Source organism: Sulfurospirillum halorespirans DSM 13726 (assembly GCF_001723605.1).
Taxonomy (GTDB): domain Bacteria; phylum Campylobacterota; class Campylobacteria; order Campylobacterales; family Sulfurospirillaceae; genus Sulfurospirillum; species Sulfurospirillum halorespirans.
Genome location: NZ_CP017111.1, coordinates 1,217,544 through 1,241,988, shown reverse-complemented (window position 1 = coordinate 1,241,988; position 24,445 = coordinate 1,217,544). Strand labels below are relative to the sequence as shown.

Below are 24,445 nucleotides of genomic sequence, written 5' to 3'. Positions count from 1 at the left end.
GTGATCCTTTACTTTTTAAATGGTTTAATCAAAACATCGCCCTTAATCATCATCATAGAAGCGATGCGTACTTTTGGGCTTACGGTAAACTGTTGGCAGATATCAGCATCTTCTTGAGAAATTGCACCAAGTTTGACAAGTTCATCAAGCTCTTCGTCTTCCATGTAACTTGTTGGCTCTTCTTCGCTAATACTCTCAACACTGACCAAACATGAAGAGTGATCTTTACTATCAAACGTGATAGGAATCCCCTTCTCTTTTGCCAAACGAACAACGGGTTCGCCTATTTTAGCATCATAGATACCATCTTTTTCTACATCAAAATGCATAAAAATTACTTTTGCCACGACTTTTCCTCCTTACTAAGATTTGTTATTATCATACTACTTTTTATAATGATCGATCATCCATTCTGTCTCTTCCGCTTCAAGATCACGGTAAGGTTCCATCGCTTCAAGCTCATGTTCCCTACACCCAATGACTTCAATAACCGCTTCAGCATCTAAAAAATGGACTTCATACACACGAATGACTTGTAAAAACTCACCCATGCCACGAATGTAACCGACTGAGCCTTTTTTAATCATCACATCGCCAATTTTGAGATACGGATAGGTACCATCGTTTTTGACGTCTTCTAAAAGTTTGACCTTTTGACCGAGAAAAAACTTCGCTTTCGCTTCGTCTTTCCCTGAAAGTTTTGCCATCACGTTGTTGTGTAAAACAACTTCTTCGCTAGCAGGCACAGTTTCCTCCTTCCGTTGCAGTGGTACATGCCAAACAGCCTTTGGCTTTACCATCTTCAAGCATTCCCCACACCTCAGCAGCACTTGGGGCATGTCCATGTTTATAGTCCATATAGACACGAATCAAAGCAAACTTTAAAAAGTCCATCAAGTATTTCTCATCGCCGTTAAAGTTTTCAAACCCTTTTTTAATGAGGGTTCCATACTCTTTCATAATATGAAAACGCTTGACTTCCACAATGTGTTTGTCGTAGTCAACACCAAAAAATTCAAAAAAATCTTCTGCATCTTTCAGTTCATAATATTGCTCAAGCGTTCTCATTTTATGTCCTTTATCCTTAATAGTTTATATACTAAAGGGTTGTGTGTACAACCCTTTATATCTCGCCTTGTAACTGCTCGATCCAGTTCTCAATGCGCTCACTTGTTTTCTCTTTTTCGTTGATGTTATCGATGGCTAAACCACAGAGTTTATCGCCTGATTCTGCCAAAGAAGCTGTGTAGTTATAGCCCTCTTTATCCACAAAACCGATGACCTGTGCACCTGCTTTGGTAAAAATTTGATTAAATTTACCAAGAGCTGAACAAAAATGTTCGCCATGCGTTTTACTATCACCTGCACCAAAAAACGCAACTTTTTTACCTGCAAAACTGATGTTATCAGATGTGATTTCAAAGAGTGGGTCAACCCAACTAAAATGCACATCGCCTTGTCCCCATGTTGAAGAGCCAACGAAAAGCACATCGTAGTTATCAAATTGCTCAACACTGTCAAAATCATCTTCCATCAAAATACAATCATCATCTTCAAGCTCATACGCCTCTTTTAAAGCCTCTGCTACCAATGTTGTATTGCCGCCCGCACTTGCGTAAAATATACCAACCTTTGCCATGTTCTATCCTGATTATTTTTTATGAGTTTCGTAAATTTCGATGGCATCTTTTAACATTTTGCCACCCTCTTTAATGAGATCATCATAGGTTCTAAAACTGTAACGATGCGCATCTTTGAAAAACTTGTTGGTGATAACAATTTTTTCGGCCAAGACCACAGCGCGCCCAAAACCTTCGTGACTCATCTCCATAACGACTGAGCACATAATGCCAAGCTTGAGCTCAAACGCCAATGCAATCGATTGAAAAATCAGACGAATATCTTTGATCTGCATCTCATCAATATCTGCAATAATGGGAACGTTTTTAAGTTGCTCTTTGGTTTTAATATATTTATCACTCAACACCTCTTCATCGCTCTTTTTCGCCCAAGTACCAAACTGGTCAAGCGCTCTAATTTGCGAAGTGAGTGTTTCAATGAACAACTTTTCAAGCTCATTCATAGCGTTATCCTCTTGCTTCTAAGATTTTTTTGATAAACGGTGGAGGATTGGTTGCGATCATTGTTTGAAGCTTTGAAAGTTCTGTTTCAATGCTCACAACCTCTTTGTATTTGATAGGGAATATCTTGCTATTGACGACTTTAGCCGCAGCCGCAGGTCCAATCTCGACACAGTACATAATGTCAACATGTTCATTCTGTAACAGCTCAACGCGACCCTCGGTTCGCTCTTCGCCTGTTGGGATGACTCCTGAGAGTGCAAACCCCTCAGCATTCACGTCATACACGGCAAATTGCTCTCCAGAGCCAAAATGGGCATCAATATTCTTGAGATCGTTTGTAAAAAACGCAACCTTGACCATCTTTGTATCCTCCTATCCTAAACGTTGTTCATTCCTTTACAAGAAGTGTTCCGTAGGAAAAATGCTGATTCTAAAGCGCGTTTTTCTCCACAATCAAGTAACGTTCGATCTTCAAAGGATCAAGAATCGAGAGCATTTCAGCCTTCTCTTGTCCCACGTCTGATTTGACAATCGCTTTGGTAAGCGTATGGTGCCCCATCATCGCCTGAGAAGTTTCATCCACACAACGCTGTGGTACTTCGGGGCTGTCTTGCACCATGTCGATCACCAAGCCAAAGGGTTTGTCTTCACTGCCTTTAAGCACAATAATGTGATGGAGCTCTTTGTTGTACGCACACGTATGGTGAAAGTATTTTGCGAGCGATGCTACAGGGATGGTTTTGTTATTCCACGTAATCATTCCCACATAAATTTCATCGCAACCGATCACTTGGGTGACATCTTGTCCTTCAAGTGCGGCGTAAATGTATTGGCTCTCGATGGCAAAGAGCGTGCCATTCATCCAAAACGTTGAAAGCTCAACTGTCTTCTCCGACGCACCCACTTTGGGGTAGAGGTACTGTTTTTTGCCATTTTTGACAACAGGCTCAACGCAGGCTTCTTTATTGGCAACCTTAATGCAGACAATGGCAGTGACATCATTGCTGTAGCCATCGCTGCATTTATACTCACGATACCCCTGAGACTTTGCCTTGCCCACAATGTAATAATCATCCTTAATGAGCACCATATTTTCAGACGAATCACAAAAAATACATCGCTCACCCATGCCAATGTCAGGGTTTGTAGAAGCAATCACATTATTGGTTTTCGTCTCGATAAAGAGCGCGAAAGAGCGTTCATCGGCACCTACAACATCTCTTAGCATCGCCTCAAACTGTGTCTCAGCATCAAACACAATACCAATACCACCTTGCGCCTCTTTCGCCCCTTCGATAAAAATAGGCGCACTGTAGATGTAGGTGTGTTTGCCATCGTAAAGCTCTGTTTTTTCAAACGGACTCACCACATACTCTTTGGAACTTTTCAGCGCTAAGGTTTGTGCGATGTAATGAGCACCTATGCGTTTGCCGATGAGATGGGCATATTTTTCTTGGCTCACCGCAATGACACTGCCTTGATTGTCGAACAAAAAGAGATTGCTGTAAACGGTGTAGAGCGCATTGATGGCACTGAGCACTTCGGTCATTTCATGCCCAAACTCTTTGCGAATCGTTGAAAAATCTTTGTATTTAGCGCTAAATGCTTTGATGAATACAGGGCTCAAAGCCCACCATCTGCAGTCATTGGCACGCTCATACAAGTTACGATCCATAATGTCAATCGCCAGTTTTGCTTTAAATGCAGCCCCGTTGATAAAAGAAGCAACAACCGTCCAATTGAGATTGCCGATGGACTCTTCAAAGGTTTTTTTGGTTTGTGCCCCTGTGCGTGAGATCTCATTGAGAAGTGATTTTGAAAAAGAGTTATCACCACTTTTTTGGTTGGCAATTTGTACATTACCATTCCAAATCGTCATATCAAGACGTCTTTGGATCGCTTCGGCTTTGGTTGGAATGCTGGTAAACTCCTCCGAAAAGAGGGAAGAGTGTTTGATGATCTTGATCTGCTCTTCCGTAAAAGGAACATGGGCTTGTTGTTGCCCAAAAGCAAACGCCAAAGGCATAAGCGCATGCCCTTTCCATCCGAGTCCATAAAAGCCTTGGTATCCTTTGGTGGCTTGGGTTTTTGCAACATATTCACTGCCTGAAAAAGGGATAATATCAAAACGTTTTAAGGCTGTTTTTTGAGGAGCACCCAGAGCATAATGAAAAGGGTTACTGCTGTAAATGGTACGATCTTTTTCATCTAAGAGTAAAATATCTGCCCATATCTCATTTTCAATCAAGTTGGAGATAATCACCTGCATCTCATCTTGAAATTTAAACACAAGGCAAAGCACGGCAAGCGGTGTACCACTCTCATCACACACACGGTAACTGTAAAGCAGACTCTCTTTTGAGCTGATGCTAGGATAAATGCCAAAACTCTCCACATACTCTTGGGACGTGTGCATCGCCTCATAGATAAAAGCACTGTCGATCTTGTTGCCAATTTTTTCATCTTTGGTGGAAGCGATCAAGACACCTTCAAGATTAAACAACAGCACATCACTGTAAACACTGTACTTTTCAATGTACTCGTGAAAACGGTTTTGAAGCTGGGGCAGTGCGTTTTTTTGCTCTTCACTGCTTTGCTTTGCAAAATCACAAATGATCATGTCCATTGCCAAAAAGCCTATGTCTGCGGTACGTTCAAAGAGATTGCGAATTAAAATATCAATCGCCACTTGCGCTTTAGCCCCAAGCTCTATGGAAAGTTTTTTTACCGTCTCTTCGCTGAGTCGTTGTAAAAGCTGTTCAGAGAGATTGCTAAATGCTTGTCTGGTTTCTGAGATGTCCATGCCGATATTACTCATCTGACCTAACAATGAGAGAAGATTCCATCTCTCGGAGAGTTGATCGAGTGATTTTTGGTAAGCAACAACTTCGGGGATGTAGGCGTTATAACGTGTGGTGTGATTTTGCTCAGACATAATAATAACCTTTTTTTTAAATAATGAAGAGGCTTTAGAGGGGAAGGCAAACGATTGTATTTTAAAATTGACTCGAAAAAGGCACTTTTTTAAACCTTATACAAGAAGTGTTCCATTGAGGTTTTTAACTCTTTTCTTAGTGTTTCAAATCTTATTTTATGCTACTATTGTTACATATAAATTACCAAGGAGCGTTCTATGAAACGAGATAAAAGTATCGAGCTACTCAACCTTGCGATTGCCGATGAACTCTCAGCGGTTCACCAATACATGTTTTTGCATTTTCACTGTGATGACCAAGGGTATGACCTGCTTTCAACCCTATTTAAACGTACCGCGATTGCGGAGATGCTGCACATTGAACGTCTTGCCGATCGTGTGCTGTTTCTCAAAGGTACGATCGAGATGAAAGCTTCTGAAGCGGTAAAACAGATCACCGATGTGAAAGCGATGCTTGAGTTTGCGCGAAAGAGCGAAGAAGATGCGATTGAGATGTATAACAACTTTGCAATTGAATGTGGCACGCATGCGGACAGTGTCAGTAAAAAACTCTTTGAAGAGCTGGTGCTGGAAGAAGAAGGGCATTACGCTGAGTTTGATGATGAGATGGAAAATATGCTCAAATTTGGCGAGCAATACTTAGTGCTTCAATCAATGGAGCGCAGTAAGAAAAAAGCGATGATGGCACCACCAACGGGGACGACAACCGCCTGAGCCTCTCCACGCTAAAGCTTTACATGTAAGGATTTTTCTTACATGTAAAGCGCGTGACACGAAATCTCCGAAATAAAAATGCTTCTTAAACCCTTTGCGGGTATAATAACCATGAAAAATCCTGTTTTTTTCTATCCAATCTTGGAGTTAATTTATGGTGTTAAATCCCTTTAAACCGTTCATTGTTTTCGCATTATTGCTCTCAACGCTTATATTTGCCGACGACCAAAACAGCTCTTTAGTCAATGCAGACAAAACTGTCTATATTAATTTACTCAAAACCCTCAAAAGCTCACCCATAACGAACGATGAAATTGCCTTACAAAAAGTGCTCCTTGATAAGCTGATCAACACACAACCCGCTACCATCACGAAGGCGCCGCTCAACGCACCTGAGAACATTGATGAATACAGCAATCTCTTTAATCGCTATAATGACAATGCTCTGAGAAAAGTCTCCCTTGATAAAAAAATCAACTCGATTGCATTGAAAATTAAGACACTCGAAAAAGAGATTAAAAGTTTGGATGCCAACAGCACTTCGATTCGCACCCTGCAACTTCAAAATGCGCTCTATACAAAATCACTGCAAGAATTTAAAGATCAAAGTGACGCATTAGCACAAGAGATGCTCTCTATTGAGAAAATGTTAACTGAATCGTTGAAAAACATACCCTTTGATCCCGAAAATCAGGTCAAAAAAACAGCCACGAATCGCGAAGAGGCTTTAAAATTACGCACCACCGTCGATAATTTTTTAGTGAAGAAAGAGCGTTTTGAACTTTTAGGAGACAACCTCGATCGAGGTGTTTCGGCTGCAACCATCACGGCAAAAGAAGAAGCCTACACAAAAGCATTAAGAGCAACGATTACCTCTTTGTTTTTAGAGTTTTCCAATGCCTTAAAATCCAAAAATGAGAAGGCGTTTGCCTTAGAAAAAAGCATCCTTGATGAAGGAGCGCTCTTAGATAAAACAGACGGTATTAACGAATCGATGGCGTCACTGTTACATGCGATGGAGAAAAAATATTTTGGTACGCTCGACACCTTAGCAGGATCTACAACCCAAGAGTTCAAAAATATTTTAAAATCCACATGGGGCATACTTACCGAGCCTATTTTTACAACGAATGGTACGCCGATCACAGCATTGAAACTGATCTTAGCCTTCTTTATTTTTATCATTGGCGGTTTTGGGGGTGGTTTTTATAAAACCAGCATTAAACGAATTGCCAACAATAGCAAATCAATCAACTTGGCAACCCGTACGATTTTAGCCAATATTGGCTACTACGTCATACTTTTAACGGCTTTTTTTATCGCCTTAAATGTCTTAGGCATCGACCTCTCTTCGATCGCACTTGTGGCAGGTGCCCTTTCTGTGGGTATCGGTTTTGGTCTGCAAAATATCGTCTCCAACCTTGTTTCAGGCATCATCTTGATGTTTGAGCGCAGTATTAAAATTGGTGATTTTGTGGAGCTCTCTGGAACCGTGCATGGTCATGTCACCGATATTCGTATGCGTTCCACAACCCTTAATACCAATGGAAATATCGACGTCATCGTTCCCAATCGCAACTTTATCGAAAACAATGTGATTAACTGGACGATGCACGATAAAATAAAACGGTTTGATATTCCTTTTGGTGTTGCCTATGGCAATAAGCCTGAGCACGTGATTGCGGTGATTAAAGAAGCCGTTGTCAACAGTGGGTATGCCGATATTATCGAGGCACACGATAAATTCACCAACGTCATTATGTCGGGCATGGGAAGCAGTAGTGTTGATTTTATACTGCAAGTGTGGATTCACGGTGAAGAAATTTTGGCACCGAGTAAAACCATGTCCAGATTTTTAATTATTATCTACAACACGCTCAACGCGCATGGCATCGAAATTCCCTTTCCACAACAGGATGTGCACATTAAAAGTATTGATAAAGAGAGTTGTTTGAGCATTTCGCAGTCTCAATCTCCACACGTTGAAGAGACCAAACTTCCTCAAATTTAAAGCCTAAAAGCGTTTACATGTAAGGAAAAATCCTTACATGTAAAAAGCATTTATTGCTTATTGAGGTTGTATTGCAGGTAAACGACTTTGGTTTGTAAGAACTCTTCAAGTCCGTGTTTTCCATCGGCTCCACCAATGCCAGATTTTCGCCATCCTGCATGAAATCCTTGCATCGCTTCAAAATTCTCACGATTGATGTAGGTCTCTCCAAATTTGATCTCTTTGCACGCACGCATCGCGACATCGAGATTTTGCGTGTAAATCGACGAGGTCAAACCGTACTGGCAATCATTGGCTAAGCCAATCACTTCATCCAGTGTATCAAAGCTCATAATCGGAAGCACAGGCCCAAAAATCTCCTCTTGAATCACACCCATCTCTTGTTTAACATCGACCAAAACCGTTGGTTCGTAGTAGAAACCATCACTGCGAGAGGCGCGTTTACCACCCGTCGTGAGCTTTGCCCCTGCTTTGATGGCACTATCCACCAACGCTTGCACATGCGTAATGGCTGCTTCATTGATAAGCGGTCCCATATCGGCTTTCTCGGTTAAAGGATTGCCATAGGTCGTTGCCGCCATCGCTTTGGTAATTTTTTCGGAAAACTCTTGCGCAATGCTTTTATGCACATAAACCCGCTCAGCGCAGTTGCAGACTTGTCCGTTGTTAATGACGCGCGAGTTTTTGATCGCTTCCACCGCTAAATTGATGTCCGCATCGCCCATCACAATCGCAGGCGCTTTTCCACCGAGTTCTAACGAAACTTTCGTGACATTTTTGGCCGCGGCTTCCATGATTTTCACACCCGCGTCCACACTGCCTGTGAAGCTCACGATGCCCACTTTTTCATGCCCTGCAAGTGCATGCCCGACTAGTGAGCCAGAACCCGAAACAAGGTTAAAAACGCCTTTAGGAAGTCCGATTTGATCGACCAATTTTGCAAATTCAAACGCATTATTGGGCGTATCAGAACTGGGTTTGATGACAATCGTATTGCCCGTAATGAGTGCGGGAGCGAGTTTACGTGCGATCAAAAAGAACGGAAAGTTCCACGGCAAAATGCCTGCTGCCACACCGATGGGAAGTTTGAATAAAAAGATGTTTTCATTAGGACGATCACTTTGGATGATCTCACCCTCATACCGCCTCGCCCACTCAGCCATATAATCAATATAATCGGCTGTAAAATTCACCTCAACCGTTGCAAGTCCTAAGACTTTGCCCTGCTCTTCCGTGATCGTTCGAGCGAGCATTTCAGCATTGTCTCTAATCTTTTGCGCAATCTTTTTCAAATACCCAGCACGCTCAATCGCAGGGAGTTTTTCCCATGAGTGCTGTGCAATTTGAGCAGATTCCACGGCCGCATCAACATCGCTTGCGCTGCCTTTTGGAATATACGAAATCACCTCTTTGGTCGAAGGATTCATAACGGGAATCGTCTCTTTGGAAGCGATAAACGCACCATTGATATACATCTGATAGACTTTCGTTTCTGCCATGGTATGCTCCTTGAATTAGTTTACATGTAAACCCATTCTACTCGCCAAATGTAAACGGTTATCAGAAAAAACATTTTTGGTGCATTTTTAATCTTACATGTAAAGAAAAGAAACACTCCGCCCTAAGCTCTCACCCACTGTGCAATTTGAGCAATGTCCTCAGGTGTCGTTTGACAACAGCCTCCGATGATGCGCGCCCCTTTTTGGTACCATGTATACGCCATTTTCCCGTATGATGAACTTTTTGAAAGTCCGTCCCACGTTTTGGTCAGCGCGTTGTAGGTCGATCCACCGTTGGGATAGACGATAATAGGCTTTGAAGAAACCGCTTTAATCTCGTCGATCAGTGATTCGATATGTTGAGGAGCGGTGCAGTTGATGCCAATCGCAACGATCTGTTTTTGCGTCTCAAGAAATGCCGCGCATTCGCGTATGGACTCTCCGCTGTTGATGTGTTTCCCGTCTTTGGCGCTAAAACTCACCCAAGCATTCATTTCGGGAAACGCTTCTAAAAGCCTGCAAAGCGCTTGCGCTTCAATCAAGCATGGAATCGTCTCACACGCTAAAAGATCAGGTTTGGCTTCGATAAGGGTAGCGAGGCGTTTGCGGTGAAAGTCCATCAGCGCTTCCGCATTCAGCCCATAATTTCCCCGAAACTCTGATCCATCGGCAAGATACGCGCCATACGGTCCTACCGAAGCGGCGACCAAAGGTTTGTGTCGTTTGAGATGGTTTTGCTCGTTTTCCCAAAACGTATCGCGCACGCTTTGCGCAATAGTGATCGAAGATTGAATCAGTGCTTTGGCTTCTTGCTCGCTCATCCCACGCTTCATAAACCCTTCAAAACTCGCTTGGTAACTCGCCGTTGTAATGCAATCACTGCCAGCATTCAAATAATCCAAATGCACCGCAGCAATCGCTTCAGGTTTTTCCATCAGAAATTTAGCCGACCAAAGGGAGTCATTAATATCGTAACCTTTGCGCTCCAACTCCGTGCCAAACGCACCGTCGATGATGAGCACTTTTTGCTTTTGCAAAATTGTTTCAATGGGATTCATAGCGTGTCCTCATTTTTTTAATGAGCTAATACTATCATCACTCGTTTAATGATGGGCTAAAAGATTGTTCACCTCACACAAAAAGGCGCAACTGCCCTCATACAAAATGTTGTAACGAAGTCCGATGCCCACTTGCTCGTAATTGGGAAAGCCTCGAATCAGAAGCGCTTTGTGATGCTTATGGGCTAAGCGTTCACCGTGGTAGTTGGCGATGAGCATATCCATCTCGGGTAACCGCTTTTCAACCTCTTCAAAATCGCCGATTTGCATCTTACATGTAAAGGCTTCTTGGATCTCACTGCGTTGCGCGATGTACGCCTCACACGTACTTCCTGCTTCTCTGAGCGCTTTAGACATCGCATACGCACTATCAGGTTCATCGGCAATGAGAATCTTGGCTTTTCCAAGAGTAAAATGGGTATCTAAAAGCACATCTTGCAGACGCGCGCGCCATCGTTTGACGACACTTGGAACACTTTTACACTGTAAAAATTCAAACACTTTGGCATAGAAATCATCTGTGGCTTCTAGTCCTATGAGACTATCAAAATGCAGATGCGTGCTTTGAGGAAATTTCTCATAAAAGAGCTCGCCGCATTTTTTAACCGACCGCCCAATGGTGATCACAGCCCCCGCGTTGCCTAGTTTTTCGATGTCCGAAACGCTAATGCCCCCACTACTGAGCGCGCCTTGTTTGACACCCAAGTGACCATCGAGCGAATCACTGAGATCGGGGAGTGCAAAGACCACCAAGTCCAAAAGCTCTAACGCTTCTTTGAGTTTTTCCACTTCGATGGGGCTAAAATTGACATTGGGAATGAGGAGCACTTTATCTTTTCGTACGTGCGTGGTTGGCTCGATCAGTTGCGTGATGATGTTTTGCACACTCAAACTCCAACCGCTCTCCAGTCCCCCTTCAAAATCAGGTGTATGCACATAGACCATTTTTTGCTTCTCTTTTAAAAGAAGTGTCGCACCTTTGATGTCATCGCCTTTGGTTTCGGTCATACCCGTTGTAAAAAGTCCGACCAAATCAGGCGTTACTTTTTTGGTGATGTTTTCAACCGCTTCGGAGATGCCCTTGTCGCCTCCATCAATGACAGCGGTAATGTCATTGACCGCGGTGGTTTGAATGGCGATAGGATCGTTAAAGTGCCTTGTAAAAAGTACCTTCGTAAACGAAGCGCACCCTTGCGCACCGTGCATCAGAGGCATACAGTTTTTAATGCCCAAAAACGCCAGTGTCGCGCCCATCGGCTGTGAGAGCTTGAGAGGGTTTACATGTAAAGGTTTTAGGCTCGTTGTTTTGAGCTCTTTTAAATTCATACTAACTCCCATGGTGCAGCCTTTCCAACCAGTTTAAAGACAGGATTTGCCAATGCAGAACAGACGTCGCTCGCCAAATTTTCAAGCCCGCCGTACGCGCCGTAACTTACTTTTTTCTCTTGATTGACATCGACAAAGGCAATGCGCTTTTTAATCGCCGTGTAAAGACTACGCCCACCTGCAAGCAAGATGTCTACTTTATGCTCATCAATGAGTTTAGGCTGTTCAACGCCTGGGTTTTTAAAGACGATGGGCACATATTCACTCGCTATCGCCACATCTTCTTCCGTAGCTTTTTGCACACAGGTTGCGACCACTTCGATGCCGATGTCTTGGAGCGCTGAGGCGATCGACCATGACTTGTTCCCACCCGTATTTAAAATGGCTTTTTTGCCTTTAAGCATCAGATGGTACGGCTTCAAACGCTCCGCCAATTTCGCCTCTTCTTCGGCGATAATTACTTCAGCTTTAGCTATGAGTTCTGCATCACCAAACGCGTTCACGATGGAGCGAATCGCATTGGAAGTGTCACGTTTACCGTAGAATGAGACGCTGACATAAGGGATATTGTAGCGCTCTTGCATTTTACGACACAAGGTAACGAGGGACTTCGCACAGACAATGACATTGAGCTTCGCGGTGTGCGCCATTTGTATCTGCTCGATTCTGCCATCGCCCGAAAGCGAGGAGATGACTTTGATGCCGATACGTTCAAGTATGGGCTTGTACTGCCACATATCGCCTGTCACGTTATAATCACCGATCAAGTTAATGCCAAAAGGATGAATGCTTTCAGGCTCACGTGTACCCACAAGCGCGTCTAAAACCGCTTCGCCTGCAAGACGAGAGCCTAAGTTTTTACTGCCCACAAAACCAGGTGCATGCACAGGCACGATAGGAATGTGAAACAACTCTTCGGCGGTTTTACATGTAAAGTCTATGTTGTCCCCAATCATCGCTGTGACACAGGTTTCATAGACAAAAATCGCCTTAGGATTTTTGTGCTCCACGATGTACGCCAGAGCGTCTGCCAGCTTCTTGTCACCACCAAAGATGATGTCTTGCGTGCTGACATTGGTGCAGTAGCCTAATGGCGTGTTATTTTCACCTTCATAGCTTGTAAGCGTAGCTCGAGTCTCCCACGAAGCGCCAAGACAAGTGTCGGGGCCATGCACCAAATGCACAGCATCCGCATAAGGAAAAAGTGATATTTGCGCTCCCTCAAACGCACACCCTCCGCTCGTCGCTCCAGGTTTCGGTTTATCACAGCTACTTTTTTTGGTTTTGTTATGAGAACAAGCACTCTCGTTTAACAAATCCTTGATCAGTTTTCTATTTACCATAATGGTAGATTTGCACAATTCATTCCGTTACCTTATCGTGTTCTCAAACGGCTAATGGATGAGCAAATCTCAATAGATAATCAAAAGATTCTCAAATGGAACACCTCTTGCATAAATAGAGGCGTGTACCTTTAAAAACCCTTACTCAACACTCACGGTGCGATAAAGCCCATTTTGCATCGTGGGTACTTTTCAGCAAGGCTTTTTTGAGTTACTAATCCATTCCCATTAAAAGGATCTACCATGGCAGTAAAAATTACGGACGTATGTATCAATTGCGACAGTTGTATCGACGAGTGTCCTGCAACGGCAATCGTGAGTGCAAGCGATTCACCGATCAATGGTGACACAACCTATGTTAAACCTGAAAAATGTATCGAGTGTTCGGATGGTACGACACCAAAATGCGCAGACGCCTGTCCCACCGAGGGCGCTATCGTTTGGGATTTGCCGTATACGCCTGAGTACAATGCGTATTATGTTGCAGGTCACGAGAGCGGTCTTTACAATATCCGTGAACACAAGAAAAACGGCATTATGTTTCCTGAGATCTCTCCAAAACCTTACCGTGAAGCTGTCTCTATCGCTGATCGCCAAGCGCATGCCCCTGTAAACGCGTAAGGAAAATGTGATGAAAATAGCATTTGCATCGACCGATAACCTTCATGTCAATGACCATTTTGGTTGGTGTAAATGCTTTTACCTCTACGAACTCAAAGAGGACTCTTTTGTGTTTCTAAGAGCACTCGAATCCCCTAATGAGCACGCAGAAGAAGGCGATAAACTCGCCTACAAAATCGAATGCCTAGAAGATGCTAACATTCTGTGCGCTTCGCACATCGGACCTCGCGCATCGCTCATGGTCAAGGGATCAGGCATTTTTGTGCTGAAGTCTGAGAAAGAAAACGAGCGCATTGACACCCTTTTAACCACGCTTTTGACATTAAAAAACAGCAATCCGCCTCTTTGGATGCAAAGGTTTCTCCATGCCGCATCTTCCCATAACCCTAGCTAAGGACATCTATTTTATAGGTGTATTTGACCCCGATATTCGTACCTTTGACATTGTCATGAAAACCGCCAATGGTTCAAGTTATAACGCCTATCTCATCAAAACGACTGAAGGTGTCATCATCGTCGATACGGTTAAAAAAGAGTTTCAAGACGATTTCTTTCACCATGTAGAGGCTTTGTGTTCGTACGATGAGATCAAATACGTCATTATCCACCACATCGAGCCTGACCATTCTGGTGCTCTGCCTGAGCTTATACGACGAGCCCCACATGCCAAAGTGCTCATTTCGCCCCAAGCCACGACGATGCTCAAAGCGCTTGCAGGCAGTGTTGAGATCACTTTTGAAACCATTTGGACCAACAAACAGCTCACGTTGGGCGACAAAACGATTACCTTTTTGACGACACCCTATCTGCACTGGCCAGAGACAATGAGCAGTTATGTGCATGAAGATAAACTCCTTTTTAGTGGCGATGTTTTTGGCGCCCACTACTACGACAAACGTCTTTTTAACGACAAAGTAGGTGACTTTTCCTACGCGTTTCAATACTACTACGACCACATTATGCGACCTTTCCAAAGCTATGTCAGAAGTGCGCTGAAACTGTATGAACGTTTTGACATAGCACTGATTGCGCCGCTTCATGGGCCAATTTTGCGTGAAAATCCACAGCAGTACATCGAGTCGTATCATCAGTGGAGTCATAAAGTCGAAAAGTACAAAGCAGGTAAAAAAATTCTCTCTATTTTCTACCTCACCAGCTATAAAAACACGCAAGAGATGGCGCAAGCTATTTTTGAGGGGTGCGAGAGTGTCGAAGGCGTGGTTGCCAATATGTACGATCTTGCCTCCATTGAAGAGCAAAATATGATGGCAATTTTGGAAGAGAGCGATGGCTTTTTAATCGGCACACCCACGATCAATGCCGATGCGCCAAAGCCTGTATGGGACTTACTTTCATGTCTTATGTTTTTAGACAAACAAGGCAAATGTGCAGGGGCTTTTGGTTCGTACGGATGGAGTGGCGAAGCGGTCGATCATATCTTGGTGCGTCTAAAATCGCTAAAACTTCGTGTACCGCCACTCACACCTCTGAAAATCAAACTGATTCCCAGCGTCGCAGAGCTTGAAACGTGCTATGAATTTGGGGTAGAGTTTGCTGAGATTTTACAGGGTAAAATGGTCGAAATTGATCTTGCCTGAGCCATTTTTGACAATGCAGCAGGTATAAATCTTTTCAAAGAGTTCATCAATATCGAAAGGTTTGCGAAGATAGTCATCGACCCTAAGCGCTTTGGCACGGGCAAGGTGTTCTTCTTCACTGTGCGCGGAAGTGATAATAATGGGAATCTCTGCATTTTCCATGCGAATGCGCTCCATCATGCGAAAGCCACCCATAAAAGGCATTTGCAGATCGGTAATAATCACATCGGGGGTATTTTTGTAAAATCGGTACAGCCCCTCTTCGCCATTGCGTGCGGTGTAAAATTCATCAAAAATCGTATCAAACAGTGTAAAAAACGAGTCTAAAATATCTTTTTCATCTTCAATAATCAACGGACGAACATTTTTAAGTAGCGCTAAATCCATTACATCAATCCTTGCAATACAATCTCAAATTTTGCACCTGTCTCGGTATTTTCAACGCTGATGTGACCATGCATGTGCTCTTCAAGGATAATTTTGCTCATGTAAAGCCCCAGTCCTGTTCCATGTTTTGCCCCTTTGGTTGAAAAATAGGGCTCAAAAATGTAAGGCATCACAAACGCATCGATGCCCCCACCATTGTCTTCGATGGTGATCATAATCTTCCCCGCCTCACCTCGTTTTGCACGAACTGTGATCCGTTTGGAAAACTCTCCGCAACTCTCTAAAAGTACATCTTTGGCGTTGTTGAGGATATTAATAATGGACTGCCCAAATTCATTGGGATAGCTCTCGATTTTCAGCCCCTCTTCGCTTTCAAAGCCAATTTCGATTCCATGTGCGGCAACAATGGGTTTGACCATCTCCACGGCATTGGAGAGTTGCTGCTTTATGTCAAATACTTTGATCGACTTGTCGGGTTTAAAAAAGTCTCTAAAATCATCAATTGTTTTAGACATCTGCACAATCTGGCGCATCGAGTCCTCTTTAAATTCATCCATAATACGCTCGTCTAATTTTTGAAGTTTGTACTTAAAGACAATGTTTTGCGCTAAAAGAGAGAGAACATTCAGAGGTTGTCTCCATTGGTGCGCAATCATGCTGATCATTTCGCCCATTTGGGCATGACGTGATTGCTGAAAGAGCATCATCTCTTGCTGGCGATTTTTTTCGATTTGGACTTTGACTTGCATCTCTAAGTTTTCATTGAGTGCTTGCAGTGCGTACTGCGCCTCTTTAAGCTCGGTAAGATCAATGATCGCCGAGATCCGTACCGTCTTTCCAAACCCTTTGACAATGGAGCCTCGCACCAAACCTGGAAAAACTGTGCCATCTTTGCGTAAAAGCATGCACTCATACATCTCCGTATGACGTTTTGTTGACTGTTCTTGTATCAGCGCTTTTGACTCAGGAGCGATGAAATCAATCAGCGGTCTTCCTAAAATCTCTTCTTTATCGGTTCCACCAAAAATTTTCAACGCTTGCACATTAATCTCAATCACACACCCTTTATGGGAGACGACCATACCTTCAATGGCAAAATCGATCAGCTGCTTAAATTTTCGCTTCTGCTGCAAGAGCAGATAAATCCATAAGATACCCACAAGAAGGATAAACCCAATGAGAAAAACAGTTGCAAAGAGTGTTAAGGACGACATGGTAGCTCCAACCAAGGCTCGCCAATGTAGTAGCCTTGAAACTCGTCAACTCCCATCTCCACCAGTTGATCAAAGATCGTTTGGCTGTGCACGTACTCTGCAATCGTCTTTACATGTAACGCTTTTGCAAACGAAATAATCCCTTGGACAAGAAGACGCGTCTTCTCGCTCGTATCGATCTCTTGGATCAGGCTACCATCAATTTTAATGTACGCAGGATCCAGCTGCATGACATGTGAAAAATTAGAATACCCTGTACCAAAATCATCAATAGCGATGGGTGCCTCTTCGTATTTGATGTATTTTAAAAAGTTTTTTACCGTGTTCAAATCGGTCGTTTTTTCACTCTCAACCACTTCAAAGACAAGATTAATCGCTTGATTTTGAGCGCGAAATGCCTCCATTTTTGAACGTAAAAGGTCGCGAATCTCTTTATTGAGCATGTCGCGAAAACTGATGTTAATGGAAAAAGTAACGGTGGGATGCGTTACCATCAACTCCAACACTTTTTCGATCATCTTATGGCTCAGACTATCGTACTGCCTGGTGCGACGCGCAATGTCTAAAAAATAGTACGGAGAGACATATTGTTCTTGCTCCAATTTATCCTTCGTTTTGATGCGAATCAGCGCTTCATACTTAATAATTTCACCCTCTTTGTTGCAGATGGGTTGGAAAAAAGGAACCACATTGTCTTTATCCAGCGTATCGGCAATCACATCTTGCCAGTAAAAATCATTGGCAAGGGATTCTGTTTCATCTAAATTGCTGGTGTAGACCACAAACGATTTTCCCGATTGTTTGGCAAAATCAAGCGCGGTGAACGCTTTATTGAAAAGATTTTCTTGATCAAAAGTGACCCCCATAGAGATATGGATCAAAATCTTCTCATTCAGCCCTTCGACTTTGATCGCGATGCCATTGAGAAGCTCGAGTGTTTGGTTAATATCTTCGTAAATTTTTTCAGGATTGAGCTCGGTATCAAGATGCAGCATCGCAAACTCATTGGAAGAGACACGAAAAACACTGTAACACATCGATGTAGCGACCTCTTTGAGGTGATGAGCAAACTCTTTGAGAATCTGATTGCCTACTTCAATACCATAGAGTTTGTTGTAATTTTTAAACCGATCGATATTGATCAGAAACAAAGAGGGAACTTCAACAGGTTGAATGTGACTTAAAATGCTATCCAGTGTATTTTTATTGGAGAGTTTGGTCAACGCATCCGTATGGAGTTGCTCTTCAAGAGCCGATTGTTGCAGCACGATGGTCTGCTTGAGTGAACTTGTATAAGCGCGTCGCTCTTCTTTAAGTAAAATCGTCTCAACCGTTGAGGCAAGTGAGTCAAACAACTGGTCAAATTCGATCGGTTTTAAGATGTACCCATCCACGCCCAAACGAATCGTCTCAATCAAATACTCCACATCATTGTGTGCCGATGTGACAATAATCGCCGTCTCTTTGCAGATTTTACGAATTTTAGCAATCAAGGCAATGCCATCAAATTTGGGCATTTTAATGTCGGTAATCACCAAATTATAACGCCTCGATTGAGACTCACACGAGAGCCCTAAGGCTGGAATAGCAAGTTCTGCATCAATAAAGAGATCATACGCATGTTGCCCATCACTAGCAACATCAATGGAGTCAAAAAATTCACTTAAAATTGAATGCGTATATTTTCTCGTAACCTCATCGTCTTCAATGTATAAAATTCGTATCTCTTTACAACGAGATTTGAGACGCTCCATCGCTGATGTATCCATCATATGCCTTATTTTTTGGATCAATAGATGGATTATATCTCAAAAATATGGTTCATTATTCGTTTATTATGAGGATTCTAAGAAATGTAACACTTTTATAACACTAAACGATACCCTGTTCCATACTCCGTCATAATATAACGTGGCTTCTTTGGGTCGTCGCCTAGCTTTTTACGAATATTTTGAATATGGTAATTTAAAGATTGCGGTGAGCTCAAAGATGAGAGATGAATCGCTAAAACATTGCGATAAACCACCCTATTTTTGTTCTCTATGAGGAAAGAAAGGATTTTGTACTCAATTGCTGTAAGCGAAACGGGTTTTTGATTGAGTAGAATGGTTTGGTTGTTGTAATCAATGGCAAGATTGTTTTTATTAAATTCCATTTTAATCATCGAACAGCGTTTTAAAATTGCCCACATGCGAACTTCCAACTCTTCAAGCATAAAAGGCTTACACAAATAATCATCCACACCAAAACGAAAGGCTTGAACTTTTGCTTCAAGATTGGAGTGACAGCTTAAGACAATGATAGGAATACTGCTTTGGTTGTTGATCTGTTTAATCACTTCAAAACCGCTAAAATCAGGAAGGCTTAAGTCCAACAATAAAATATCATACTGCTGTGCAGAAAGCTTTAAAAGCCCATCAATGGCAGTTTCAGAAATATCAATTTCAAACCCTACACTCTCTAAATACTGCGCGACTTGACCTGCCGCATCGTAGTCATCTTCTATTAAGAGAACTTTAATTTTCTTTTGCATTTTGAGAAACACTCCAAGCATTATATTATTTTGTATTATACATAAAGCACATGATTTTGCAAATATCATTTTAAAACTTTGTTATAATGCGCGCATATCATTTACGACCAAAGAGAAAATTATGAACTCAGCGGAAAAACAGCTTTCAATTTTAATGGAATTTGGTAAAGTTATCAACAAAACCAAAAGTTTAGATGATGTGTTAGAGTCCATGGCACATTTTGCGAAAGAGATTTTACAAGCAGATCGTTGCTCCATTTTTGTCTACAATAAAGAAAAGGATGAGCTCTGGTCAAAAGTTGCCCATGAAGTCCATCCTATTCACTTTAGCACGCAAAGAGGTGTGGCAGGCTATGCAGCACTGTCCAAAGAGACACAAATTGTTGTGGATGCTTACAATGATTACCGCTTTAACCCCGAGATTGATAAAGCCACAGGCTATTTGACACATACGATTCTCTCTGTTCCTCTCTTAGACAATCAAGACCAGATCATTGGCGTTTTCCAAGCCCTCAATAAAAAGGTGAGTATCTTCACGAACGTGGATGCAGAGCTTTTACTGCTGATCTCAAACTATGCGGCTTCTGCGATTGAAAATGCCATTTTGTACGATAGATTGCGTGACACTCAAACCAAAATCATCAATAAACTCGCTTCCGCTGCGGAATTTAAAGACCAAGAGACTTCAAAACATACCAAACGTGTTGGACTTTACAGTGCGCTTTTAGCGGAGCAGTATGGCTTAAGCAGAGATGAGATTAGCAAAATTGAACTCGCTGCTCCCATGCACGATGCAGGAAAAATTGGTATTGCCGATAAAATCTTACTCAAACAAGACAAACTCACACCTGAAGAGTTTGAAACCATGAAAACCCATACTAAATTGGGTCACGATCTGTTGTTTGATGAGGAGAACGAGTACCTCAAAGCTGCAGCACTGATTGCATTGGAACATCATGAAAAATGGGATGGTACAGGCTATCCTCACGGTAAAAAAGGTGAAAATATCTCTATTTTTGGGCGCATTGTTGCGATTGCTGACGTTTTTGATGCACTCATTTCAACACGTCCGTATAAAGTGCCATGGAGTTTTGAAACGGCACATCAACACTTGCAACAGCACAGTGGAACGCATTTCGACCCTACGCTCATTGCCCTTTTTGACAAAAATATCGACAAAATTTATACGATTTATCAGGAACTCAAAGACTAGTCCATCTAATCTAAGGAACACTTTGTGCAAACTTTAGGGTAAAGAAATTCTAAAGGATCGCACATGAGTTGTTCTTGTTCATCATCCACCAACACCCAAAATGAACTTCATGCCAGCATCATGCAAAAGATTAACAACCACCCATGTTACTCTCAAGATGCCCACCAACATTATGCGCGTATCCATGTGGCAGTAGCCCCTGCATGTAACATTCAGTGCAACTACTGCAACCGCAAGTACGACTGCTCCAACGAGAGTCGCCCAGGCGTTACGAGCTATAAACTCACCCCTGAAGAGGCGGTGAAAAAGGTTTTACATGTAGGCGGTCTGATCCAACAACTCAGCGTTGTAGGCATCGCAGGACCCGGCGATGGACTTGCCAATCCTAAGCAAACCTTTGAGACTTTCTCATTGCTTAAAAAATATGCTCCTGACATCAAACTTTGTCTTTCAACGAATGGTTTGATGATTCATAAACATATTGATGAGATTGCCAAGTACAACATTGAGCATGTGACGGTGACACTGAACTCTGTTGATGAGAGCGGCGAAATCGGCTCTAAAATCTATCCATGGGTTTTTTACGAACATAAAAAACACCGTGGAGTTGAGGGGGCGAAATTGTTGCTTGAAAAACAACTTCTTGGTATTCAAATGCTGGTTGAGCGAGGCATTCTTGTCAAAGTCAACTCGGTCTTAATCCCTGGCATCAATGACGAGCACCTTCCCTTTGTCGCGCGAAAAGTCAAAGAACTAGGTGTTTTCATTCAAAACGTCATGCCGATTATCTCAAAACCAGAATACGGAACCCAATTTGGACTGGACGGCGTTCCAAGTGCGAGTCATAAACAGCTCATGAAGGCACAAGAAGCATGCGATGTCAATGTCAAATTGATGCGCCACTGTCGACAATGCCGCGCCGACGCTGTTGGGCTTTTGGGTGAAGATCGCAGTGATGAATTTTTCAAAGAGAGCTTTGTTGACAAAAGCTTTGAAGAGCTTGCGCACCACTACGACCTGAACCAACGTATGAAAACCCATGAAAACATCGAGACATGGCGAAGAGCGCTTCGAGCAGCGAACGGCAAAATCAATCAAGAAGAAGCGACGAACAAAGACGAACTCAGCTCTAATGGAAACACAATGCTTGTAGCTGTGACAACGAGGGGAAATGGACTGATTAATGACCACTTCGGCAGTGCTAAAGAATTTTTGATCTACGAAGCGGGCGATAAAGCGATCAAATTTATCATGCACCGTAAAGTAGAAAACTCGTACTGTATGGGCAAAGAGAACTGCAATGGAACGTATCCTATCGAAGAGATAAAAAATGCCCTTTCCGATTGCCATCTTCTCTTAACTCAAAAAATTGGCGAATGCCCACAAAAAGAGTTGGAGAGCATTCATCTTACCTGTGATGAGAGTTTTGCGGATGAGCCTATTGAGATTTCTGTTCTAAAAGGTGTGCGTAAACACTTTTTCACCGCTTCATAAGAAGCAAAGGAACACACGATGATTATCAACGATACCACACTCAGAGATGGTGAGCAAGCGCCATATGTTGCGTTTAATACCGAAGAGAAAATCGCCATTGCTTCCGCACTTTATCTAGCAGGTGCGGACGAGCTTGAAGTGGGTATTCCTGCGATGGGGGCGAAAGAGCAAGCCGATATTAAAGAGATATTAGCCCTTGATCTGCCTCTTCGCATTATGAGTTGGAATCGTGCCACGATGTGTGACCTTGAAGCTTCACTCTCGTGTGGTTTAAAAGCCGTTGATCTCTCTATTCCCGTATCGGACATTCTCATCGAAGCCAAATTTCGAGGCGACAAAGCACGGCTCTTAAAAAATCTCGAAGAGGTTTTACATGTAAGCCGCCAAGAGGGTATTTTTGCCTGCATTGGTGGCGAAGATAGTTCCAGAGCCGATCTCGGATTTTTAAAAGAGGTGATGGAGCTAGGTAAAAGTGTTGGAGCCAACCGTTTTCGTTACTGCGACACCGTGGGCATCATGCGTCCGCATCAAATTTATGAGCACATCTCCTACCTCACGAGCCTTAACCTTTTAGAGATCGAGATGCATACGCACAATGACTTTGGTATGGCAACGGCGAATGCCATCAGTGGACTCGAAGCGGGCGCTATGAGCGTCAACACCACCGTCATTGGACTGGGTGAACGCGCTGGTAATGCGAGTTTCGAGCAAGTGTTGATGAGCCTTGCTCACCTCTTTGGCGAAGAGCGCATCATCAATCCAGACGCACTGAAGCATGTGGTTCAACTGGTCGAAAAAGCCTCAAATCAAAGCATCTCTGCGGCGATGCCAATTGTGGGTAAAAACATCTTTTCGCATGAATCTGGCATCCATGTCAATGGTATGATTAAGCATGAAAAAGCCTACGAAGCCTTTACCCCACAAAGTGTGGGGATGACACGAAGTTATCCGATAGGCAAGCATTCAGGCAGTTCAACGCTTCTCTTTCATCTACGCGCCATGGGTTATGAGCCTGAAAACGAAGTCATCAATAAAATGCTTCCCCAAGTGCGTGAAATGGTCACAAATCGTAAAAAAGTTCTTAACAAGAAGGAGCTAAAAGCGCTCTATATCGCTTCAAAAGCGGGATAAACTTATGCAAGAGTATGCCTCAAAAATCATCTGTGAATGTGGACAAAAAACCATTCAAGATGCTATTGATATTTTCAAATCCACCACCCTACCCTACAAAAAAGCTAAAAAACTGGTCACTGAATGTAACCAGACGTGTTGCAGACGTCCTTTGATGGCACTGTTTAATATGGTAGAATTTGGTGAAATTGATTACGAAGAGATTGCCTTTTTGATCGATCAGAAAAACAGCCGATTTGAGCAAGGAAAGAGTGATGAATGAGCAGATTCGCGATTTTGCACAGTGGATTAAGTCCCAAGGATTGGAACATACGCTTCCTCGTGAACTCTCCAAACTGGAAAATTTAACCACACTTGATTTGAATCGTAAAAAGCTTAAAAGCCTACCTGAGAGCATCGGAGCATTGCAAAACCTTAGTGTACTTAAAATATCAGGTAACCGCTTAAGAGAGCTTCCAAAAAGCATTTGCTCGCTTAAAAATCTTCGCAATTTACAGTGTGAAAATAACCTGTTGGAAAGTCTTCCTGAAAATTTTGGAGCGCTTCGTTCTTTGGTGATTTTAAATCTCAATGGCAATCAACTTAACACGCTTCCTCAAAGCTTTTATGATCTCACAAATCTCACCCGACTGACCCTTGCCGTGAACCGTCTGAGCCACCTTGATCTAGCGTTTAAAAACCTCAAAAAACTTTTACATGTAAGCTTAGATACCAACTATTTTGAGCGTTTACCTGAAGTCTTTGGTTCCATGCAATCGCTCTATTTTTTAGATCTTTCGTTCAATAAACTGACCACCTTACCCGAGTCACTCGGTGAGATAAAAGAGCTTGAAACGCTCATCTTGGAGGGCAATCTTTTAAAAAACCTTCCTTCCCTAGAAGCGCACGATATGCTGGTCAAACTCAACCTTGCATCCAATCATCTCTCTTCCATCGACTTTGATCTCTCCAAATTAGAAGATTTGCAAATTCTCTCACTGGAAAACAACCTACTTGAACAGGTTCCAGCCGCACTGTGCACGCTTGCAAAACTCACCTCCTTAGACCTAAGTGCCAACCGCCTTAGCACGCTTCCAGAGTGCATCGGCAATCTGGTCAGTCTTTATGAGCTCGATGTTGAAGAAAACCTCCTCAGTTCCCTTCCAAACTCCATCCAAAACCTCACCCACCTTAAAACGCTTTTTATCGCCAACAACCATGACCTGAAAAAGCCTAGTATCCCCTCATTAGAGTACTGCGACGTTGAATAAGGATATTTTAACTCCCGCTTGGCTACCATATAAG

General features: G+C 42.8%; 25 protein-coding genes. 10 read left to right on the top strand and 15 right to left on the bottom strand.

Annotated features, from left to right (window positions below; all coding sequences use genetic code 11):
* Positions 1 to 8: 8 nt before the first annotated feature.
* From SHALO_RS06130 to SHALO_RS06100, 7 genes are all read right to left on the bottom strand, one after another.
* A complete protein-coding gene (locus SHALO_RS06130) occupies positions 9 to 347 on the bottom strand; it encodes a hypothetical protein (protein ID WP_069477813.1) in 339 nt (112 codons plus the stop codon).
* A gap of 36 nt (positions 348 to 383) precedes the next feature.
* Positions 384 to 746, bottom strand: a complete 363-nt coding sequence (locus SHALO_RS06125) for a nitrogen fixation protein NifZ (protein WP_238585303.1) — start codon at positions 744 to 746, stop codon at positions 384 to 386.
* Complete coding sequence (locus SHALO_RS06120) at positions 736 to 1,068, bottom strand: nitrogenase-stabilizing/protective protein NifW (protein WP_025344376.1); 333 nt, start codon at positions 1,066 to 1,068, stop codon at positions 736 to 738. The genes SHALO_RS06125 and SHALO_RS06120 overlap by 11 nt, the downstream gene beginning before the upstream one ends.
* A 55-nt stretch (positions 1,069 to 1,123) precedes the next feature.
* The gene (locus SHALO_RS06115) at positions 1,124 to 1,639 is read right to left on the bottom strand and encodes a flavodoxin (RefSeq protein WP_069477812.1); all 516 of its coding nucleotides are present in this window, start codon (positions 1,637 to 1,639) and stop codon (positions 1,124 to 1,126) included.
* Positions 1,640 to 1,651: 12 nt separating this feature from the next.
* The gene (locus tag SHALO_RS06110; protein ID WP_025344375.1) at positions 1,652 to 2,083 is read right to left on the bottom strand and encodes a NifX-associated nitrogen fixation protein; all 432 of its coding nucleotides are present in this window, start codon (positions 2,081 to 2,083) and stop codon (positions 1,652 to 1,654) included.
* A gap of 4 nt (positions 2,084 to 2,087) precedes the next feature.
* Positions 2,088 to 2,444: a NifB/NifX family molybdenum-iron cluster-binding protein gene (locus SHALO_RS06105; protein ID WP_025344374.1), complete on the bottom strand. Its 357-nt coding sequence runs from the start codon at positions 2,442 to 2,444 to the stop codon at positions 2,088 to 2,090.
* A 70-nt stretch (positions 2,445 to 2,514) separates the two neighbouring features.
* The gene (locus SHALO_RS06100; protein WP_069477811.1) at positions 2,515 to 5,019 is read right to left on the bottom strand and encodes a chemotaxis protein CheW; all 2,505 of its coding nucleotides are present in this window, start codon (positions 5,017 to 5,019) and stop codon (positions 2,515 to 2,517) included.
* A 198-nt stretch (positions 5,020 to 5,217) separates the two neighbouring features.
* On the opposite strand from SHALO_RS06100, the gene SHALO_RS06095 reads away from it, so the two are divergent.
* Entirely contained in the window at positions 5,218 to 5,733 is a 516-nt protein-coding gene (locus SHALO_RS06095) for a ferritin-like domain-containing protein (protein WP_069477810.1), read from the top strand.
* Positions 5,734 to 5,887: 154 nt separating this feature from the next.
* Positions 5,888 to 7,744: a mechanosensitive ion channel family protein gene (locus tag SHALO_RS06090; RefSeq protein ID WP_069477809.1), complete on the top strand. Its 1,857-nt coding sequence runs from the start codon at positions 5,888 to 5,890 to the stop codon at positions 7,742 to 7,744.
* A 50-nt stretch (positions 7,745 to 7,794) separates the two neighbouring features.
* Here the strand turns inward: SHALO_RS06090 and aldA are convergent, their stop codons facing one another.
* From aldA to SHALO_RS06070, 4 genes are all read right to left on the bottom strand, one after another.
* Positions 7,795 to 9,243 carry an aldehyde dehydrogenase gene (aldA, locus tag SHALO_RS06085; protein WP_069477808.1) on the bottom strand — a complete coding sequence of 483 codons (1,449 nt, stop codon included), beginning with the start codon at positions 9,241 to 9,243 and terminating at the stop codon, positions 7,795 to 7,797.
* A 122-nt stretch (positions 9,244 to 9,365) separates the two neighbouring features.
* The gene (mmuM, locus tag SHALO_RS06080) at positions 9,366 to 10,301 is read right to left on the bottom strand and encodes a homocysteine S-methyltransferase (protein WP_069477807.1); all 936 of its coding nucleotides are present in this window, start codon (positions 10,299 to 10,301) and stop codon (positions 9,366 to 9,368) included.
* Between the two features lie 45 nt (positions 10,302 to 10,346).
* Complete coding sequence (nifN, locus tag SHALO_RS06075; RefSeq protein WP_069477806.1) at positions 10,347 to 11,639, bottom strand: nitrogenase iron-molybdenum cofactor biosynthesis protein NifN; 1,293 nt, start codon at positions 11,637 to 11,639, stop codon at positions 10,347 to 10,349.
* Positions 11,624 to 12,943, bottom strand: a complete 1,320-nt coding sequence (locus SHALO_RS06070; protein WP_238585302.1) for a nitrogenase component 1 — start codon at positions 12,941 to 12,943, stop codon at positions 11,624 to 11,626. The genes nifN and SHALO_RS06070 overlap by 16 nt, the downstream gene beginning before the upstream one ends.
* 270 nt (positions 12,944 to 13,213) lie before the next feature.
* Between SHALO_RS06070 and SHALO_RS06065 the strand changes: the two genes are divergently transcribed.
* Genes SHALO_RS06065 through SHALO_RS06055 form a run of 3 tightly spaced genes read left to right on the top strand, consistent with a single transcriptional unit; the run spans position 13,214 to position 15,189 of the window.
* Complete coding sequence (locus tag SHALO_RS06065) at positions 13,214 to 13,591, top strand: 4Fe-4S dicluster domain-containing protein (RefSeq protein WP_069477805.1); 378 nt, start codon at positions 13,214 to 13,216, stop codon at positions 13,589 to 13,591.
* Between the two features lie 10 nt (positions 13,592 to 13,601).
* The gene (locus SHALO_RS06060; RefSeq protein ID WP_069477804.1) at positions 13,602 to 13,985 is read left to right on the top strand and encodes a NifB/NifX family molybdenum-iron cluster-binding protein; all 384 of its coding nucleotides are present in this window, start codon (positions 13,602 to 13,604) and stop codon (positions 13,983 to 13,985) included.
* Positions 13,957 to 15,189, top strand: a complete 1,233-nt coding sequence (locus tag SHALO_RS06055; protein ID WP_069477803.1) for an FprA family A-type flavoprotein — start codon at positions 13,957 to 13,959, stop codon at positions 15,187 to 15,189. Before SHALO_RS06060 ends, SHALO_RS06055 begins: the two co-directional genes overlap by 29 nt.
* Here the strand turns inward: SHALO_RS06055 and SHALO_RS06050 are convergent.
* The 4 genes from SHALO_RS06050 to SHALO_RS06035 form a co-directional block, all read right to left on the bottom strand.
* A complete protein-coding gene (locus SHALO_RS06050; RefSeq protein WP_069477802.1) occupies positions 15,154 to 15,576 on the bottom strand; it encodes a response regulator in 423 nt (140 codons plus the stop codon). The two genes, SHALO_RS06055 and SHALO_RS06050, sit on opposite strands and share 36 nt — an antisense overlap.
* Positions 15,576 to 16,790: a sensor histidine kinase gene (locus SHALO_RS06045; protein WP_069477801.1), complete on the bottom strand. Its 1,215-nt coding sequence runs from the start codon at positions 16,788 to 16,790 to the stop codon at positions 15,576 to 15,578. The genes SHALO_RS06050 and SHALO_RS06045 overlap by 1 nt, the downstream gene beginning before the upstream one ends.
* Complete coding sequence (locus tag SHALO_RS06040) at positions 16,778 to 18,562, bottom strand: EAL domain-containing protein (protein WP_238585301.1); 1,785 nt, start codon at positions 18,560 to 18,562, stop codon at positions 16,778 to 16,780. Before SHALO_RS06040 ends, SHALO_RS06045 begins: the two co-directional genes overlap by 13 nt.
* Positions 18,563 to 18,654: 92 nt before the next feature.
* Positions 18,655 to 19,323: a response regulator transcription factor gene (locus SHALO_RS06035; protein ID WP_025344359.1), complete on the bottom strand. Its 669-nt coding sequence runs from the start codon at positions 19,321 to 19,323 to the stop codon at positions 18,655 to 18,657.
* Positions 19,324 to 19,444: 121 nt separating this feature from the next.
* Here SHALO_RS06035 and SHALO_RS06030 point away from each other — a divergent pair, with 121 nt between their 5' ends.
* From SHALO_RS06030 to SHALO_RS06010, 5 genes are all read left to right on the top strand, one after another.
* On the top strand, positions 19,445 to 20,536 hold the full coding sequence (locus tag SHALO_RS06030) for an HD-GYP domain-containing protein (RefSeq protein WP_069477799.1): 1,092 nt from the start codon (positions 19,445 to 19,447) through the stop codon (positions 20,534 to 20,536).
* A 63-nt stretch (positions 20,537 to 20,599) separates the two neighbouring features.
* Positions 20,600 to 22,030, top strand: coding sequence for a nitrogenase cofactor biosynthesis protein NifB (gene nifB / locus SHALO_RS06025; protein WP_069477798.1), 1,431 nt, complete (start codon positions 20,600 to 20,602; stop codon positions 22,028 to 22,030).
* Positions 22,031 to 22,048: 18 nt separating this feature from the next.
* A complete protein-coding gene (nifV, locus tag SHALO_RS06020; RefSeq protein WP_069477797.1) occupies positions 22,049 to 23,161 on the top strand; it encodes a homocitrate synthase in 1,113 nt (370 codons plus the stop codon).
* A 4-nt stretch (positions 23,162 to 23,165) separates the two neighbouring features.
* Complete coding sequence (locus tag SHALO_RS06015; RefSeq protein ID WP_069477796.1) at positions 23,166 to 23,423, top strand: hypothetical protein; 258 nt, start codon at positions 23,166 to 23,168, stop codon at positions 23,421 to 23,423.
* Positions 23,416 to 24,411: a leucine-rich repeat domain-containing protein gene (locus SHALO_RS06010; RefSeq protein ID WP_069477795.1), complete on the top strand. Its 996-nt coding sequence runs from the start codon at positions 23,416 to 23,418 to the stop codon at positions 24,409 to 24,411. The genes SHALO_RS06015 and SHALO_RS06010 overlap by 8 nt, the downstream gene beginning before the upstream one ends.
* Positions 24,412 to 24,445 lie beyond the last annotated feature (34 nt).

Bases quoted from the DNA above. Each gene is read 5' to 3' on its own strand.
- SHALO_RS06030 (WP_069477799.1), top strand. From the start codon at position 19,445: ATGAACTCAGCGGAAAAACAGCTTTCAATTTTAATGGAATTTGGTAAA.
- SHALO_RS06115 (WP_069477812.1), bottom strand. From the start codon at position 1,639: ATGGCAAAGGTTGGTATATTTTACGCAAGTGCGGGCGGCAATACAACA.
- aldA (WP_069477808.1), bottom strand. From the start codon at position 9,243: ATGGCAGAAACGAAAGTCTATCAGATGTATATCAATGGTGCGTTTATC.
- SHALO_RS06015 (WP_069477796.1), top strand. From the start codon at position 23,166: ATGCAAGAGTATGCCTCAAAAATCATCTGTGAATGTGGACAAAAAACC.
- SHALO_RS06040 (WP_238585301.1), bottom strand. From the start codon at position 18,562: ATGATGGATACATCAGCGATGGAGCGTCTCAAATCTCGTTGTAAAGAG.
- SHALO_RS06095 (WP_069477810.1), top strand. From the start codon at position 5,218: ATGAAACGAGATAAAAGTATCGAGCTACTCAACCTTGCGATTGCCGAT.
- nifN (WP_069477806.1), bottom strand. From the start codon at position 11,639: ATGGGAGTTAGTATGAATTTAAAAGAGCTCAAAACAACGAGCCTAAAA.
- nifV (WP_069477797.1), top strand. From the start codon at position 22,049: ATGATTATCAACGATACCACACTCAGAGATGGTGAGCAAGCGCCATAT.
- SHALO_RS06100 (WP_069477811.1), bottom strand. From the start codon at position 5,019: ATGTCTGAGCAAAATCACACCACACGTTATAACGCCTACATCCCCGAA.
- SHALO_RS06090 (WP_069477809.1), top strand. From the start codon at position 5,888: ATGGTGTTAAATCCCTTTAAACCGTTCATTGTTTTCGCATTATTGCTC.
- nifB (WP_069477798.1), top strand. From the start codon at position 20,600: ATGAGTTGTTCTTGTTCATCATCCACCAACACCCAAAATGAACTTCAT.
- SHALO_RS06045 (WP_069477801.1), bottom strand. From the start codon at position 16,790: ATGTCGTCCTTAACACTCTTTGCAACTGTTTTTCTCATTGGGTTTATC.
- SHALO_RS06110 (WP_025344375.1), bottom strand. From the start codon at position 2,083: ATGAATGAGCTTGAAAAGTTGTTCATTGAAACACTCACTTCGCAAATT.
- mmuM (WP_069477807.1), bottom strand. From the start codon at position 10,301: ATGAATCCCATTGAAACAATTTTGCAAAAGCAAAAAGTGCTCATCATC.
- SHALO_RS06055 (WP_069477803.1), top strand. From the start codon at position 13,957: ATGCCGCATCTTCCCATAACCCTAGCTAAGGACATCTATTTTATAGGT.
- SHALO_RS06050 (WP_069477802.1), bottom strand. From the start codon at position 15,576: ATGGATTTAGCGCTACTTAAAAATGTTCGTCCGTTGATTATTGAAGAT.
- SHALO_RS06010 (WP_069477795.1), top strand. From the start codon at position 23,416: ATGAATGAGCAGATTCGCGATTTTGCACAGTGGATTAAGTCCCAAGGA.
- SHALO_RS06060 (WP_069477804.1), top strand. From the start codon at position 13,602: ATGAAAATAGCATTTGCATCGACCGATAACCTTCATGTCAATGACCAT.
- SHALO_RS06120 (WP_025344376.1), bottom strand. From the start codon at position 1,068: ATGAGAACGCTTGAGCAATATTATGAACTGAAAGATGCAGAAGATTTT.
- SHALO_RS06035 (WP_025344359.1), bottom strand. From the start codon at position 19,323: ATGCAAAAGAAAATTAAAGTTCTCTTAATAGAAGATGACTACGATGCG.
- SHALO_RS06105 (WP_025344374.1), bottom strand. From the start codon at position 2,444: ATGGTCAAGGTTGCGTTTTTTACAAACGATCTCAAGAATATTGATGCC.
- SHALO_RS06065 (WP_069477805.1), top strand. From the start codon at position 13,214: ATGGCAGTAAAAATTACGGACGTATGTATCAATTGCGACAGTTGTATC.